This window comes from Burkholderia sp. MSMB617WGS (genome assembly GCF_001532025.2).
GTDB classification, from domain to species: domain Bacteria; phylum Pseudomonadota; class Gammaproteobacteria; order Burkholderiales; family Burkholderiaceae; genus Burkholderia; species Burkholderia savannae.
The window spans coordinates 3,340,269-3,356,306 of record NZ_CP013457.1 but is presented as its reverse complement, the minus strand read 5'-3'; the positions used below and the strand labels follow the sequence as shown (position 1 = coordinate 3,356,306).

General features: G+C 67.1%; 13 protein-coding genes. 6 read left to right on the top strand and 7 right to left on the bottom strand.

Annotated elements, in window-relative coordinates; translation table 11 throughout:
- Position 1: 1 nt before the first annotated feature.
- Together WT60_RS16545 and WT60_RS16540 are read left to right on the top strand one after the other, a co-directional pair.
- The gene (locus WT60_RS16545) at positions 2 to 232 is read left to right on the top strand and encodes a DUF2783 domain-containing protein (RefSeq protein WP_059643920.1); all 231 of its coding nucleotides are present in this window, start codon (positions 2 to 4) and stop codon (positions 230 to 232) included.
- Between the two features lie 136 nt (positions 233 to 368).
- Complete coding sequence (locus WT60_RS16540) at positions 369 to 3,905, top strand: indolepyruvate ferredoxin oxidoreductase family protein (RefSeq protein ID WP_060355589.1); 3,537 nt, start codon at positions 369 to 371, stop codon at positions 3,903 to 3,905.
- Between the two features lie 114 nt (positions 3,906 to 4,019).
- On the opposite strand, the gene WT60_RS16535 is transcribed toward WT60_RS16540, so the two are convergent.
- The 7 genes from WT60_RS16535 to WT60_RS16505 all read right to left on the bottom strand — a co-directional run bounded on the left by WT60_RS16535 (position 4,020) and on the right by WT60_RS16505 (position 12,223).
- Positions 4,020 to 5,414, bottom strand: coding sequence for an MmgE/PrpD family protein (locus WT60_RS16535; protein ID WP_038748902.1), 1,395 nt, complete (start codon positions 5,412 to 5,414; stop codon positions 4,020 to 4,022).
- 57 nt (positions 5,415 to 5,471) lie between these two features.
- On the bottom strand, positions 5,472 to 6,047 hold the full coding sequence (locus WT60_RS16530; protein WP_236860830.1) for an acetyl-CoA carboxylase biotin carboxyl carrier protein subunit: 576 nt from the start codon (positions 6,045 to 6,047) through the stop codon (positions 5,472 to 5,474).
- A gap of 49 nt (positions 6,048 to 6,096) precedes the next feature.
- On the bottom strand, positions 6,097 to 7,593 hold the full coding sequence (locus tag WT60_RS16525) for a biotin carboxylase N-terminal domain-containing protein (protein WP_060355591.1): 1,497 nt from the start codon (positions 7,591 to 7,593) through the stop codon (positions 6,097 to 6,099).
- On the bottom strand, positions 7,590 to 8,816 hold the full coding sequence (locus WT60_RS16520; protein ID WP_060355592.1) for a hydroxymethylglutaryl-CoA reductase: 1,227 nt from the start codon (positions 8,814 to 8,816) through the stop codon (positions 7,590 to 7,592). The genes WT60_RS16525 and WT60_RS16520 overlap by 4 nt, the downstream gene beginning before the upstream one ends.
- 14 nt (positions 8,817 to 8,830) lie before the next feature.
- Positions 8,831 to 10,339 carry an acyl-CoA carboxylase subunit beta gene (locus tag WT60_RS16515; protein WP_038748913.1) on the bottom strand — a complete coding sequence of 503 codons (1,509 nt, stop codon included), beginning with the start codon at positions 10,337 to 10,339 and terminating at the stop codon, positions 8,831 to 8,833.
- Positions 10,340 to 10,672: 333 nt separating this feature from the next.
- Positions 10,673 to 11,050, bottom strand: coding sequence for a MarR family transcriptional regulator (locus WT60_RS16510; RefSeq protein ID WP_038748957.1), 378 nt, complete (start codon positions 11,048 to 11,050; stop codon positions 10,673 to 10,675).
- Positions 11,051 to 11,320: 270 nt separating this feature from the next.
- Positions 11,321 to 12,223 (bottom strand): prephenate dehydrogenase/arogenate dehydrogenase family protein, encoded by a 903-nt coding sequence (locus WT60_RS16505; RefSeq protein WP_060355593.1) that lies wholly within the window; start codon positions 12,221 to 12,223, stop codon positions 11,321 to 11,323.
- Positions 12,224 to 12,377: 154 nt separating this feature from the next.
- Between WT60_RS16505 and WT60_RS16500 the strand changes: the two genes are divergently transcribed.
- The 4 genes from WT60_RS16500 to WT60_RS16490 all read left to right on the top strand — a co-directional run bounded on the left by WT60_RS16500 (position 12,378) and on the right by WT60_RS16490 (position 15,980).
- Complete coding sequence (locus tag WT60_RS16500) at positions 12,378 to 12,800, top strand: hypothetical protein (RefSeq protein ID WP_038748915.1); 423 nt, start codon at positions 12,378 to 12,380, stop codon at positions 12,798 to 12,800.
- Positions 12,801 to 13,236: 436 nt separating this feature from the next.
- Positions 13,237 to 14,244 (top strand): EthD domain-containing protein, encoded by a 1,008-nt coding sequence (locus WT60_RS16495; RefSeq protein ID WP_226377155.1) that lies wholly within the window; start codon positions 13,237 to 13,239, stop codon positions 14,242 to 14,244.
- Between the two features lie 199 nt (positions 14,245 to 14,443).
- On the top strand, positions 14,444 to 14,602 hold the full coding sequence (locus WT60_RS34525) for a hypothetical protein (RefSeq protein WP_156432257.1): 159 nt from the start codon (positions 14,444 to 14,446) through the stop codon (positions 14,600 to 14,602).
- Positions 14,589 to 15,980 (top strand): 3-deoxy-7-phosphoheptulonate synthase class II, encoded by a 1,392-nt coding sequence (locus WT60_RS16490; RefSeq protein ID WP_038748917.1) that lies wholly within the window; start codon positions 14,589 to 14,591, stop codon positions 15,978 to 15,980. Before WT60_RS34525 ends, WT60_RS16490 begins: the two co-directional genes overlap by 14 nt.
- The last annotated feature ends 58 nt before the right edge of the window (positions 15,981 to 16,038 follow it).

The following is a 16,038-nucleotide window of genomic DNA, read 5'->3' as shown; positions in this document are numbered from 1 at the left end:
CATGGGCGCAACCGCAACCGAAAACCTGGCCGGGCACCTGACGGGCGTCCGCGTGCCGGAACTCGCCGATTCGGACGCCCGTTTTTCAATGCTGGCCGATGCGTGCCGCGATCTCGACGACGCGCAAGGGCATCTGTTTCATGCGCAACTCGTTCTCGTGCTGATGCATCACATTGCAGACCCCGAGGTGTTGCGCGAGGCGATCGAGATCGCGCGCGCGGGCCTCGACTGATCCGTCGCAACGAGGGCCGCCGGTCCGCCGCGCGCGCGGCGCGCGCCCCCGCTATTGCGGCGATCCACCGCAACGCGGCCGCCGCACCGCTTCAACCACTTCAATGTGGGTATTCCGTGTACGAGGGCACGAAACCATGTTAAAGACTCCTGAATATCGAAGCGATTCCCTATACCGACAAGGCTTCGAAGATCCTCCCGGGCGCATCTTCGTGAGCGGCCAGCAGGCGCTCGTGCGCCTGCTGTTCGCGCAGGCGGCGGCCGATCGCGCGATGGGCCTGAATACCGCGGGTTTCGTGAGCGGTTATCGAGGCTCGCCGCTCGGCGGCGTCGATCATGAGCTTTGGCGTGCGCGCGAGCGTCTCGAGCAGGCGCACATTCGCTTCCAGCCGGCGATCAACGAGGATCTGGCCGCGACGGCGCTGATCGGCACGCAACGGGTCGAATCCGACGCGACGAGACGCTACGACGGCGTATTCGGGATGTGGTACGGCAAGGGGCCCGGCGTCGATCGATCGGGCGACGCGCTCAAGCACGGCAACGCGTACGGCTCGTCGCCGCACGGCGGTGTGCTCGTCGTGACGGGCGACGATCACGGATGCGTGTCGTCGTCGATGTCGCATCAATCGGACCGCACGCTGATCGCGTGGGGCATGCCGGTCATTCATCCGTCCGGGCTGGCCGATTACGAGCGCTGCGGGCTTTGGGGCTGGGCGTTGTCGCGCGCGTCGGGGCTGTGGGTCGGCTTCAAGGCGATCACCGAGACTGTCGAGGCGTCGGCTTCGGTGCCGACGTTCGAGCCGCCGCGCTTCACGATGCCGACCGTCGACTCCGGCCCGGACGGCTTGCATTGGCGCTGGCCCGATTTGCCCGGCATGCAGATCGAGCGACGTCATCCGTACAAGCTAAAGGCCGCGCGCGCGTTCATGCGCGCCAATCCGCTCGACGAAGCGGTGACGACGCCCGCGCGGCCGGCGCTCGTGATCGCGGCGGTCGGCAAGGCGTATCGAGACGTGTGCGAGGTGCTGCGGCAGGGCGGCGTGACGCTCGACCGGCTCGAGCGCGCGGGCGTCGCACTCCTGAAGATCAACGTCGTGTATCCGCTGTCGCCGCTGCTGGAGACGTGGGCGCAGCGAGCGGGCAAGGTTCTCGTCATCGAGGAGAAGCAGCCGGTCGTCGAGGAGCAGCTCAAGAACAGCCTTTACAACGCGCGGCACGATCGGCGCGCGACGATCGTCGGCAAGACCGACGAAAAAGGCGCGCCGATCGTGTCGGAACTCGAGGAACTGCGGCCCTCGCGCATTGCGTCGCTGCTGGAGCGGCAGTTGAAAGCGTTCGACGTCGCGCTGAACGTTCCGGCCAATTGGCGCGAGACGCCCGCGGCGCGTCCGGCCGACTGGCTCAGACGCACACCCTATCTCTGCTCGGGCTGCCCGCACAACACGTCGACGCGAATACCGGAGGGCAGCGAGGCGCGGCTCGGCATCGGCTGCCACGCGATGGCGGCGCGGATGCCCGAGCGCGCGACCACGGGCAGCGTGCAGATGGGGGGCGAAGGCGTCGACTGGCTCGGTCAGGCGCCGTTCGTCGAGACGCCGCACATTTTCCAGAACATCGGCGACGGCACGTTCTTTCACTCGGGCTTTCTCGCGATCCGCCAGGCGATCGCGGCGGGCGCGACGCTCACTTACAAGCTCCTCTACAACGACGCGGTCGCGATGACGGGCGGGCAGCCCGTCGATGGCCAGCTGACCGTGCGCAAGGCCGCCGAGCTCGTGCTGAGCGAGGGCGCGCGGCGCGTCGTCGTGCTCGCCGACGATCCCGCGCGCTATCGTGCGAGCGGCAGCTTGCCGAACGGCGTCGAGCTGCATCATCGCGACGAGCTCGACGACGTGCAGCGGCAATTGCGCGAGACGCGCGGCGTGAGCGTGTTGATCTTCGATCAGGTATGCGCGACCGAGGCGCGGCGCAGACGCAAGCGCGAGCCGGCGCCCGACGTGCAGACTCGCGTCTTCATCAACGAGGCGGTGTGCGAAGGCTGCGGCGATTGCCAGGTGAAATCAAACTGCCTGTCGGTCGTGCCGGTCGACACGCCGTTCGGCCCGAAACGAAAAATCGATGCGCACGCGTGCAATACCGATCTGTCGTGCATAAAAGGCTTCTGTCCGAGCTTCGTGACGGTCACGGGCAAGCCGCGCGGACGGCGGCGCGAGAAGGCGGACCACGCGGACGTGATCGCGCGCGCGGAGGCGCTCGCCGCGCCGGTGTCGCGTGCGCTCGACGATCCGTACGAAGTCATGCTGGTCGGCGTCGGCGGAACGGGCGTCGTGACCGTCGCGGGCGCGATCGGGCTCGCCGCGCATCTGGACCGGCGCGCGGTCAGCGTGCTCGATTTCACGGGCTTCGCGCAGAAGGGCGGCGCGGTGTTGAGCCACATCCGGATCGCGCGCGAGGCGGAGGTGCTGCATCAGTACCGAATCGACCGCGGCGGCGTAGATGCGCTCATCGCCGCCGACCTGCTCGTCGCATCCGAAGACGATGCGCTCGCATCGCTCGCGCGCGACAAGACGGTCGTCATCGCCAGCACCGCGCAGACGCAGACGGGCGCGATGCTGCGCGACGTCGACGCGCGCATCGAGTCGGACGCCATCCGGAAGCTGATCGAAACGATCGTCGGCGCTCAGCGTTACGACGCGATCGACGCGAAGGCGCTCGCCGCGGAGCTGCTCGACCCGATGCAGGCGAACATGCTGTTGTTCGGCTATGCGTGGCAGCGGGGCGCGGTGCCGGTGTCGCTCGCGTCGCTGAGGCAGGCGTTGAATCTGCAGGACGGCGCAACCGCGAAGTATCTCGCGTTTTCGTGGGGGCGGCTGTGGGCGGCCGCCCCCGCGTTTGTCGCCTCCCATCTCGGCGCGGCGGGCGCGGCGCAAGCGGGAGCGTGGCGTCCGGTCGACTTCGTCCGCCGCAAGAAGGAATCCGTCGACGAATTGATCGAATCTCGCGCGGCGTTGCTGGCGCAATATGAGAACGCGAGCTATGCGGCGCGCTACCGTCGAATGGCCGAGCGCGTGCGCGCGGCGGCATCGCCGCTCGGTGACGATTCGTTGGCCGAAGCGGTCGCACGCACGCTGTTCAAGCTGATGGCGTACAAGGACGAGTACGAGGTTGCGCGCCTGCATACGTCGAAGGCGTTTCTTGATGAGCTGAGCGAGCAGTTCGAAGGCCCGGCGAAGCTGACGTTCCATCTCGCGCCGCCGACGCTCGACGCGCTTTCGAAGCCAGGCGCGCAGCCGCCGCGCAAGCGCGCGTTCTCGGGCTGGATCGTTCCGGTATTCCGGGTGCTGGCGGCGAGCCGCGCGTTGCGGCACACGCCGTTCGATCCGTTCGGATGGACGACGGAGCGCCGCGACGAGCGACGACTCGTCCGCGAATACGAGCAGACGCTCGAGCGTCTGTTGCTCAAGCTGGAGCGCGACACGCTGGCGGAGATCGTCGCCTGGGCGAAGGCGCCCGACGCAATTCGCGGCTACGGGCACGTGAAGGCGCGCGCGGTCGAGAAGGTGCGCGAGCGGCAGGCGCGGCTAGTCGAGCGAATCCTTACCGGCCGCGCGGAGGCGGCGGTGCCCGTCGCCGTTCCCGCGCTCGACGAGCGCGGCGCGGAAACGGTCGAGTAGGCGCGAGAAAAAGAGAAAAGGCGAGAGCCGATGCGCGGGCCGAACGGCCCCGCGCATCGGCTCTCGTGTCGTTCAGGGCGGCGCGCATCCGCTCCGATCGCGGAGCGGATGTTCTTACGCGGGTGCGTGCAGCAGCTCCGCGAGCCGCGCGTATTTCGGATTCCGATCGGATCGATCGACGATCCAGTCGACGATGGCGAGGCGGTTCGCGCTCACGTGCGCAAGGCCCGAGTATGCGACGCACTTGCCGAACTTCGCGACCAATTCGTCGAGCTTCATCGGATTCTTCGGATTGCCTTTCGCATATGACACTTCACCCGAGAGGACAGCGCCGTTGACGCGCTGAATCGCGATCTTGATCTTGCCGTGCGTGCCGAGCGCGGCGCATTCGCAATCGGGGGCGGCGGCCGGATGGATCTTCCGGCTTACGGCGATCACGTCGGGCCGGCGAATCGCTTCCTCGGTGAAATCGCCGATGAAGAGATCGCCCGTCGCGAGCACCGTCGCGACGTTGTACGCGATGCTGAAGCGCGCCTCGACGACGCTCGTCGGCGCCTGCTTGCGCTCGACGGGCGCGCTGACGAGGTCATGGATCTGCCGGTTGGTCCGGATGTCGACGCGCTCGATCTGCGACGCGCTCAGGCGCTCCCCCTTCGTCAGCTCGAGCGTGAGTGCGGCCGCGGATGTGTTCGGGCGGCAGGTCGGGAACGGTTTGAACGCGATGCCGTCGACGTTGGCGAAGGTCTTGCCGAGATCGGCGTCGATCGTCTCGATCGCGGAACCCGGCTCGAACGCCGAGTAGTAGCCCCAGCGGCCCGTGAGAAAATCGCGCGCGCCCGTGAAGCCGTGTGACGCGAGTACGACCGCGCGAACCGCGTTCGCGGCGACGAGCCCTTGCTGATAGAACACCGTCGGCGCGCCGTCGATCATGCATTGCGTTTCGCCGAGCGCGGACGTATAGGCGATGCCCATCGCATGGCGCAGCGTGTCGCCCTTGAGCCCGTACAGCATGCCGGCCGCGGCCGTCGCGGCGATCACCTTGCATAGGTCGTAGCGTCCGCTTTCGAGCAGCGTCTCGCGGCGCGCGCGCGACAACCGGATCGACAGGTCGAGCCCGGCGATGTATGCGGTGAGAAACGACTGGTGGTCGATTTCGTCGCCGCGCAGATCGGCGATGGCCAATAGCGGCGGCAGGATCGCGACGCTCGGGTGTGTGCCGAGCGGATCGGCGACGTCGTCGAAATCGAGCGCGCGCGCCGACGCGCCGTTCAGCAGCGCGGCGGCGGGTGCGGGCAGGCGGCTCGCGCGGCCGAGCACGCGCGCTTCGGGCAGCCCGCCCCAGTGCTCGACGATGCCGGCGAGCAGCGCGACCTCGGCGTCGCGCGAGCCGGCGATCGACACGCCGAGAATGTCGATCAGCGAGTGTTTCGCAATCTCGATCGCGGCGGGATCGACGGTCGAATAGGTGAGGGCGTCGCAGTACTCGGTGATGTGGGATTCGAGGCTCACGGCAACTCCGCGGTAGTGTGGAGATTCAGATTCGGGAGAATGACCCGGGTGCGGCGGTCATGCGGAATCGGCGTGTACGTCGGCGAAGCTGACGAGCAGCGCGCCCGCCTCGACGTTGTCCGCGACGGCCACGTGCACGGCTTCGATCCGGCAACGGAGCGGCGCGGACAGCGTCATCAGCATCTTCATCGCTTCGATGCGAACCACGGGTGCGCCTTCTTCGACGACATCCGATTCGACGACGAGGACTTCCGCGATGCGCGCGGGCATCGGCGCGGCAATCGCCGTGTGCGTCGACCGGCCACCGCCGCGCGATCCGGCTGCGCGTCGCCGCGCGCCGCGCGTGTCGACGGTGCGACGGATGCCGGCATAGTCGAGCGTGACGCCGCCGTTTGCGGCGGGCGAGACGAGGATGTCGTGACGCGTGCCGTTCGCGTCAGCGACGAGCCGAACGACGCCGTCGGGCAGCGTCTCGCGAGATACGAGGCGAAGCAGCAACGAGTCGCCGTCGTTGAACGTCGCGCGATAGGTGCCGGCCTCGAGCGTGCTAACGTCGATGCGCGCGGGCGGCTCGTCTTCCGGCGCACCGCTCAACGTGCCCGTGTAAGACGTGTGAAGCAGGGGAAGGCTCATGCCGGGCGCTCCTTCGTCATGGTTGGCATTGCAGATCGATTCGACGCCGTCACGATGCCCAGGCGCGGCGGTCGTTTCGCGTCACCCACGCGGAGGGGGCCGATGCATCGACGGCCGGCTCGCCTGCGCGCGCCGGAAGCGGCGCGCCGCTGCAGTGAGCCGCAAGAGCCGCGAGCGCGTGCAACACGCGCGCGGTGTCGTCCGGCACGCGGTGGGCGAACGGGAAGTCTCGCGTGACCGACAGGTCGTAGCGCCCGAGCTTGAACGGCGGATGATCGACCAGCCACAGATGGAACGGCACGTTCGTGCTGAAGCCCGCGATCACGAGCTCGCGCAGCGCGTTGCGCGCGCGGCGCAGCGCGCGCTCGCGCGTTGCGGCGTCGACGATCAGCTTCAGGCACAGGCTGTCGAAACGCGTCGATTGCCGCGCGCCCGCGTGCACGCCCGAGTCGATCCGGATGCCGGGCCCTTCGGGTACGCGGTAGTGCGTGACGCCGCCGCCCGTCGGCAGGAAGTCCGCGTGCGCGTCTTCCGCGCATATGCGGAATTCGATCGCCGAGCCGCGCAAACGCACGTCGTCTTGCGACAGGCTGAGCGGTTCGCCGGCCGCGGCGCGCAACATCTGCTCGACGATGTCGACGCCCGTCACGGCTTCGCTGACCGGATGTTCGACCTGAATGCGCGCGTTCATCTCGATGAAGTAGAACCGCTCGTTGCCGTCGACGAGAAATTCGACCGTGCCCGCGTTGTCGTATCCAACTTCGCGCGCGACTGCGAGCGCGGACTCGTGCAGCCGCTCGCGCAGTGCATCGGACAGCGCGGGCGCGGGCGCCTCCTCGACGATCTTCTGCCGACGCCGCTGCACGCTGCATTCGCGCGTGCCGAGATGCAGCAGATTGCCGCGACGATCCCCGAGCACCTGCACTTCGATGTGGCGGATTCGCTCGCCGAGGAAGCGCTCCAGATAGATGTCGTCGCTGCCGAATGCGAGCTTCGCCTCGCGGCGCACCTCGGCCAGCGTGTCGTCGAACTGCTCCGCGCGCTCGACGACGCGTATGCCGCGGCCGCCGCCGCCGAGCGCCGCCTTGATCAGAATCGGAAAGCCGATTTCGGCCGCGGCCGTTGCCGCTTGTGCGTCGTTGGCGACCGTCGCGCCCGGCACGACGGGCACGGCTGCGCGTTGCGCGGCCGCGCGCGCCTCGATCTTGTCGCCGGTGCGGCGAATCGCTTCGGCATGCGGCCCGACGAAGACGAGCCCCTCGGCCGCGCAAGCCGCCGCGAACGCCGCGTTCTCGGCAAGCGGGCCGTAGCCGGGCGCGACCGCGTCCGCGCGCACCGCCTGCGCGATCGAGATCACGGTGTCGATCAGCGTCGCCGGATTCCACGCGTCGATGTGGAACGCCGAATCGGCGGCGAGCACGAAGCCGGCGTTGTCGTCGTCGTCGGTGTAGATCGCGACGGTTTCGATGTCGAGCAGCCGGCAGGTGCGCACGAAGCGCAGCGCGATCTCGCCGCGGCAGCAAAGCAGGACGCGTTTCACGCTCATGTCGCGAGCTCCGACGGCGTTTGCTCGGCTTGCTTGAGTCCTCGCCCGAGCACCGTATGCGCGCGCGTGAATTCGCCGGCGCTCACGGCGCCCGCGACCGACACTTCGCCCGCGAGCGCGACGGCGGCAGCGATCTCGGCGAGCTTGCGAGCGTCGTCCTCGCAGCCGAGCATGCGCAGGCACTCCTGTTGCGCGGGCAGGCGCGTGCCACCGCCGACGACGCCGACGATCACGTTCGGCAGCGTGACGGCCGCGAGCAGATCGCCGTTGTCCAGAACGTCGAAGGTCGTGCACGCGTTCTTGAACGATACGGTAACGAACGCCGGGTCCTGGCCGCACGCGATGAAAAGCGCGGTCAGCGCGTTCGCGACATGAATGTTCGGCGCGGTTGCGCCGCGTTGCGCGAGCAGCGTGTTGCACGCCTGCAGGAAACGGCGCATCCGCGCCGGAGTCGTGCGCAGACGGGCCTCGACCAGCGCGGCCGGAATGCGCACGCTCGCCGATACGTAGCGGCCCTTCGCCTGATCCGCGACGAAACGCTTGTCGCCGCCAAGCGTGTTCAGGTAGCCGTCGACGAACTGCGGGCAATGCTCGGCGATGTAGCGGCAGGCCGCCTCGTTCGCCTTCGTCGCCATGTTCAGGCCCATCGCGTTGCCGGTCTCGTATGTGAACGCAAGGCCGACGAGATCGCCCTGCAACAGCGGCGTGACTTCGAGCAGGCGCGCGTGACGGCTCGTCGCGTTCGCCGCGTCGACGACTTGCGCGACGTGCTCGCGCAGCCATGCGTCGAATGCGCTCGCGTCGTCGGCCGAGCGCAGCACGATCGCCGAAACTTTGGTGAGCGCGTCGCCGAGAAAGCGGTACGCGGGCCGGGTGTCGGTCGGCTGCGCGTTCGCGAGCAGCGTCGTCGTGCAGCCGCCGCTGTCCGAGATCAGATTCATGCCTCGCGAGAACGACGCGACGAGCGCGCCTTCCGTCGTCGCGAGCGGCACGACGAACTCGCCGCGCGCGTGCGCGCCGTTGATCTTCAGCGGGCCCGCGAGCCCGAGCGGAATGCCGACGAAGCCCGTGAAATTCTCGCACGTGCCCTGCACCGCTTCGGGCGCAACGCTCGCGCCGCCGAGATGCGGATAGCGCTTGCCCGTCTCGGCTTCGACCCAGCGCAAGCGCGCGTCGACCTGGGCGGCGGCGTAGTCGTTTTGCGAATCTCTCGGAATGCCCATTTGTTTTCTCTTGTCTAGAGTTGGATGTTCGAATGGCGTCGGCCCGGCGCGCCCGCGATCTTCTCGCGCAGCAGCGTGAACGTCGAGACCACGGCATTGCGCAGTTCCGCGGGCTCGACGAGCCCTTCGATGTACGCGCGGCTCGCCGAATAGCGCGCGCTCGCGTGCGCATTGCGGTATTCGTCGATCAGCGCGCCGCGATGTTCGGCCGCATCCGGCGCGTTCGCGAGCTCCTTGCGGAAAATGACGTCGACCGCGGCCTCCGGCCCCATCACCGAGATCTCCGCGTCGGGAAAGGCATAGATCACGTCCGTCGCGGAGCGGTTCGCGAGCGTCGGATAAGCGCCGCCATACGCCTTGCGCAACACGACGGCGAGCTTCGGCACGACCGCCTCGCAATACGCGTGCATCAGCTTCGCGCCCGCGCCGATCACGTTCGAGCGTTCCTGCTGTTTGCCCGGCAGATAGCCCGGCACGTCGACGAGCGTGAGGATCGGAATGCCGAACGCGTCGCAGGTGCGCACGAACCGCGCGGCCTTTTCCGACGCGTCTATGTCGAGACAGCCGGCAAGCCACGCGGACTGGTTCGCGACGATGCCGACGCTCTGCCCGCCGATGCGGGCGAAGCCGACGACGATGTTGCGCGCATACAGCCGATGCACCTCGAGGAACACGTGATCGTCGGCGGCCAGCTCGATCAGGCGGCGCACGTCGAACGGCTCGGTCTTGCTCGAGGGCACGATATCGTCGATGCCGTCGAGCGCGCGCGGCAGCGTCGCGGGCCCGAGCGTCGCCGGCACGAGCGACGCGTTGTTCTGCGGCAGATACGACAGGAGCTCGCGCGCGATCGCGATTGCGTCGTCGGCCGATTCGGCCAGAAAGTGCGCGAGCCCGGTTTCGGCCGCATGCAGATGCCCGCCGCCGATTTCCTCCTTCGTGACTTCTTCGCCGGTCGCGCGCCGAATCACCGCGGGGCCCGTCAGGAATAGTGCGGACTCCTTGTCGACCATCACGATGAAATCGGTGAGCGCTGGCGTATAGGCTGCGCCGCCCACACAGTCGCCGAGTATCAGAGAGATCTGCGGCACGACGCCCGACGCGCGCACCGTCTTGTAGAACACGTGGCTGAACTGCGAGTCGGCGTCGACGCCTTCGTGGATGCGCAGGCCCGACGAATGATTGAGCGCGACGATCGGCACGCCGATGCGCAGCGCGAGATCGAGCACCTTGCCAATCTTCAATGCGTGAATGCGGCTCGAACTGCCGCCGAGGAAGCCGCCGTCGTGTGCATAGACGAGCACGGGGCGGCGGTCGATCGTGCCGTGCCCGGTCGCGATGCCGTCGCCCGGCTGCTTGCGGCGATCCGCGCCGAACCATGTGCAGTCGTGTTCGGCGAGCGCGTCGAGTTCGCGGAACGAGCCGGGATCGAGCAGTTCCCGAAGCCGTCGGATATGGACGGGGGGCTCGGCAGCTTGAGGTTGCCGTTCGCGCGAACGTTCTTCTACTCCGGAAAGATCACTCATCGAATCGCCTTGAGATGTGCTTCGATGGCGCAATCGTCTTTCACCCGGTGCAGCAACGAGTCAACGACGATGCTCAGGGTAAGTTGGAGTACTGACCGACTCCGGGAACAATTCACCGGCGAGAATAAATCATGTGCGATTTAGTCGCAATACTCCATATTTTGTCCGCCAAAATGCGAATCGACGAGTGCGACGAAGGATTGCCGACGCGAGAACGGCCGGGCGGCGAAGGAGGGGAAAGAAAGGCGTGCGGCCGACGGCAGTGCGGCGGACGCGAAGAATGGAATATCGGGTGGGCGCCGGGGGCGGCGCGCGGCCGTTTCGCCGCGGACGTTACTCTTCGGCGGAAGTTGCGATCGTATTCAGCACCGAATCGACGAGCGCGAGCTGATCGGCGCCGACGCCGTGCAGCAGTTTGCCCTTGATGCGCTTGACCATCGTGTCGACCTGCTCGCCGACGCGGCGGCCGGCGTCGGTCAGATACAGCGTTTTCGCGCGGCGGTCCGATGTGTCGTCGCGGCGGACGACGAGGCCGGCTTCCTCGAGCTGATCGAGCAGGCGAACGAGCGAATGGCCCTCGATGCCCAGATGCTCGGCGAGCGTGCGTTGACGCAAACCTTCGCCGAGCTTGTAGATGAGCCAAAGCGGCGTGGACGTCGCTTCCGACAGATTCAGCTTGCTGAGCTCGACGTCCGCGACCTTGCGCCACATGCGCGCCGCTCGCTGGAGGCGCAGGCAGAACGTATCTTCAGCGAGGGAGAGCAAAGTGGAAGACATTCAGTGTGACCAACTCGAAAATGAACGGTATTCGGAGTACGCGGGCCGCCGCGAATCGCGGGGCGCGCAGTGCGCCGCGCCTGCCCGCCCAACGTTCGCGGGACATGCCGTCTCCTGGTTTTGCGGCGCGCATGCTGCGTCTAGAGTAATTAATCCAATATAGCATATGTTTCGCCGCCGCTCGTGTGGGCCCGAGACCTGAAACTACCGGGTTGACGCGCATTCGACTTCCTCGGAGCGATGCTTCGCAAAGGCGAATGCGCGCGCCGTCCGGGTCGTTTGCGCGAGCCGCTCGGACAGGCCCGCGGGCGCGTGCGCGATCAGGTCGCGCCAGTCGGCGAGCCTGCGCTGGAAACGTTCGAGCTGCGCGAGAAGCTCGGACGCGTTGATCTCGAAGATGCTCGCCCACACGGCGGGTTCGGACGACGCAAGCCGAATCTGCTCGTCGAGACTGCGGCCGATGAACGGCGCGACGTCGCGGCTCTCCGGACGGTCGAAGGCGAGATTCTCGACGAGCGCGAACGCGAGCAGATGCGGTAGGTGCGAAGTCAGCGCGACCATGCGGTCGTGCGTCGCCGGGTCCGAGCGCTGCGGAGTCGCGCCAAGCGATCGCCAGAATGTTTCGACGCGCGCCGTCGCGTCCGCGGGCGTCGCGTTCGTCGGCGTGATCAGGCAGCTCTTGCCCTCGAACAGATCGGCGCGGCCGGCGTCGAGGCCGCCTTTTTCGCCGCCCGCCATCGGATGCGCGGGCACGAACGCGAAGCCGGGCGGCAGCCGTCCCGCGAGCATGCGAATCACCGACTGCTTCGACGACGCGACATCGGTGACGGTCGCTCGCGGATTGCCGCGCGCGAGCCGTTCGACGATGGCGGCCACCGCGCTCACGGGCACGCAGACGACGACGAATTCGGCGCGCGACAGGCCGTCGAGCGAATCCGGCGCGTCGTCGATCACCGAGCCGGCGACGGCGCGGCGCCGAACGTCCTCGTTCGCGTCGAACCCGATCAGCTCGACGCCGGGAAGGCGTTGCCTCGCCGCGCGCGCAATCGAGCCGCCGAGCAGCCCCAGCCCGACGATGCCCACGCGCTGGACCGAAAAGCGTTCCATTCGGCTTTCTCCTCGAGCGAGAAATCGCTCGTCGATCCCAGTATATTCACACTTTACATCTCAAGCGACTAATATTGTTGCGATAAAAAAGAGCGCCCGACGTCGCCGTATCCGGCTGCGCTGGCGGATGACTCCGTCGTTTTCAGGAGAAGCAATGGGTCGGTCCAGATATTCGATCGGCGAGACGCGCAGCGACTGGGTGTCGCTGGCCGCGTCGCACACGCCCGAGCACCGCTTCGCGGCGCAGGCGAAGTTGGCGTCCGCGTTCTCCGCGTTGTTTCTCGCGTTCGCGGCCGAGCATGGCGCAAGTGCGCTGCTGTCGTTCGCCGTCGACTGCAGGAGCACGCCCGAGCCCGGCAGCAAGTGCCTGATCGCATGGAGCGTCGAGGCCGTCGAGCCGCATTCGGGCCTCAACGGCGACGTCGTGCGCTTCAACGGCCGCGCGTGGCTGCCGGATGGCGCGACGGTGTTGTCAGGGACGGCGCGCGCGGTCGTCTTTCCGTCGACTCGCGTCGATTCGACCGATGGTGGGGCCGACGAGAAGCCGTTTCCGCCGCATCCCGCGCCGTTCGCATGAACGTCGCGCGGCAAACGGAAATCGTGCGGCTCGAACGGGGTTTAAATTAGATTGCATGCGATCTAATCTCGTGCGATTATTGGTCGCAAGTGTCGACCGTCCGAGCGATGCGGGCCAGCGAGCCTATCGTTCCGACGGAGCGGCGATGCGCGCGCCAGCCGGTCCGCTCGTCGCTCGCGGGACCTGAGAGTGCGGCGCATCCGATGCGTCGAGCGGCCGTGATGCGCGGCCGCGAGCGATGTCCGGACGTGCGTCGTGACGGCGGCCGAGTCGAACTGCTCGGCCCGCCGATCCAATGATAAGCGATGCTGAATTGTTGCGGGATCTCATCGATGCCGGGCGAGCGTGCGTCGCTCGTTGCGCCGGTTGCGCGGCGAGCGGCCAAACGATGCGTCTCGGCAATGCGATCAACCATTCCGAAGAGCAGGAGTCAGTCGTGTCCAATGCTTCCGCCGAAAGCCTGTTTCGTCCGCCTTATCTGAAGAGCTACCGTTCGTATGCGGAGCCGCTGACGGTCATCTGTTCGCTGTTGTCCCGTGCGGACAACTCGCCGCTCGGCGAACGCCGCAGGGACCCGAACCTGCTGCTCGACGCCCGCGGCGAACTGATCAAGGACCCTGCGGCCGAGACGAGCGCGTTCGAGTCCAACCCGAACGTCGCGTTCGAGAAGTGGACAGAGTACTGGCGAAAAGTACATGGCCCGCGCTTCATCTACGCGCAGCCGCCCGTGGCAAACGGCATTCAGCATCTGCTTCGCTACGACCAGATTCATCGGCTGCCGGCCGGCCCGTCGAGCGGCGCGCCGCTGCCGTACGAGCCGCCCGTCGACGCGAACGGCAAACTGTTCGACACCGTGATCGGCCACATTCCCGAATATCGCCGTCCGCAGTGGGACGGCATCGCGTATCTCGGCTTCGAGAACGTCGCCGGCCTGCAGGCCGTCTTCAGCCAACCGGAGATCGCCGCGAAGGTCTTGCCGGAAGACCAGGCGATCTTTCGCGAGCTGTGCCCGGTGCTCGCGCGCCAGCACATCATCGTGCCGAGCGAGACGCAGCGCGAATCGTTCCTGCTCGTGAAGGTCGCTCGGCGCAATGCGTCGCTGTCCCGCGCGGATTTTCACGACGCCTGGTTGAACCGGTACGCGCCGCGCGTGCTCGAGCAGGCCGCGACGAGCCGCTACGTCAAGCGCTACGTGCAATTGCACAACGTCGGTCCGATTCGGGAAGGCGAGCCGTTCTTCCACTCGGTCGGGCACACGATCGACGGCGTGTCGATTCTCGCGTTCACGTCGATCAACGATCTCGAGGACTTTCTGCTGGACCCCGGTGTGGTGGGGCTCGCCGACGAAGAGGCGAAGCTCGTCGCCGCGGACACGAGCGAATATTGGACCGCACTTGCATATCAAGTGGTCAATCAGATCTTCCCGGAAACGTCGACGCGATGACGACGGCGGCGGGCCCGCGCATCGCGTGCGCCGCGTGGGCCGCTCGAGCGATGCGCCGGCACGCGTGATCGCGCCTGCGCGACGGAGCAACGCTGACGTGCTCGATGCATGACGTATGCCGCGACGAGTGTGGCTGGAGTGAGGCAAGTCCCCGCTGGCGCGAGCCGCGGGCGGTTATCTGCTTTGTCGGAGCCTGACTGTGGATCACTACGATTACGATGTGTTGATCGGCGCCACGCTTCCCGTGGGCCAGGCGCAACCCGAGCCTGCGTTGCATGCCGCCGTCGCGCCGATCGGCGACTGCGGATCGCGTGTCGATCCGGATGGTACGCGAGAGGGCCATCATGACGCACGCTGATTGGTCGCCTTCGTCGTGGCGCGGGCGGCCGATTCATCAGGTGCCGACTTATCCCGACGCCGCGAAACTCGCGGAGTCGGAGGAGCAGTTGCGGCGATTGCCGCCGCTTGTGCTCGCTGCGGAGATTCGCGATCTGAAGGCGCAACTCGCGGACGTCGCGCGCGGCAATGCGTTTCTGCTGCAAGGCGGCGATTGCGCCGAATCGTTCGCCGAATTTCATCCGAATGCGGTGCGTGATCTGCTGCGCGTGTTTCTGCAGATGTCGACCGTGCTTGCGTTCAGCACCGGGCTGCCCGTCGTCAAGGTGGGCAGAATCGCCGGGCAATTCGCGAAGCCTCGCAGTTCGCCCGACGAGACCATCGGTGGTGTCACGCTGCCGAGTTATCGCGGCGACATCATCAACGGCATCGAATTCACGGAAGCGGCGAGGCGGCCCGATCCCGAGCGCGTGCTGAAGGCATACTCGCAAGCGGCAGCGACGCTCAATCTGCTGCGCGCGTTGAGCCACGGCGGCTTCGCCGATATGCGCCACGTGCAGCAATGGAATGCCGGCTTCGTCGCGTCCGCGCCGCAAGGGCAGCGCTATCGGCAGATCGCGTGCCGGATCGAGCAGGCGCTCGTGTTCATGAACGCGTGCCGCGTGTCGCCGGATTCGGTGCGTTCGCTGCGCGAGACCGATCTCTACACGAGCCACGACGCATTGCTCCTGCATTACGAAGAGGCCCTGACGCGGCCGGATGCGCTGACCGAGGATTGGTACGACTGCTCGGCCCACATGCTGTGGATCGGCGAGCGCACGCGCGGCATCGACGACGCGCACATCGAATTCCTGCGAGGCGTCGCGAATCCGATCGGCCTCAAATGTGGTCCCGCGATCAAGCCGGACGATCTGCTGCGCCTGATCGACGCGCTGAATCCCGACAACGAGCCGGGGCGTCTCACGCTGATCGCGAGAATGGGCGCGGAAAAGTTGCCGGAGCTATTGCCGCGCCTCGTGCGAATGACGAAGAGCGAAGGGCGGGAGGTAATCTGGTCGATCGATCCGATGCACGGCAACACGGTCAAGTCGGCGTCCGGCTACAAGACGCGCCGCTTCGAAAGCATCCTGCTCGAGGTCGAACGCTTCTTCGACGTTCACGAAGCCGAGCGCACGCATGCGGGCGGTCTGCATCTCGAAATGACGGGCACCGACGTGACGGAGTGCACGGGCGGCGGACAGCAGATTCGCGACGATCAGTTGTGCGAACGCTATCACACGCATTGCGATCCGCGGCTGAATGGTTCGCAGGCGCTGGAGCTTGCGTTTCTGGTCTCGGAAAAGCTGTCGGCGCGGCGCGATCCGCGCGAGAGCCTGCAGCGCGACGAGCAAGCGGCGTGAGCCGGCCCGGCCGACTGTACGAGTGTCTGTCGTTTCATCCGTCGTGCATGGCGCGCGA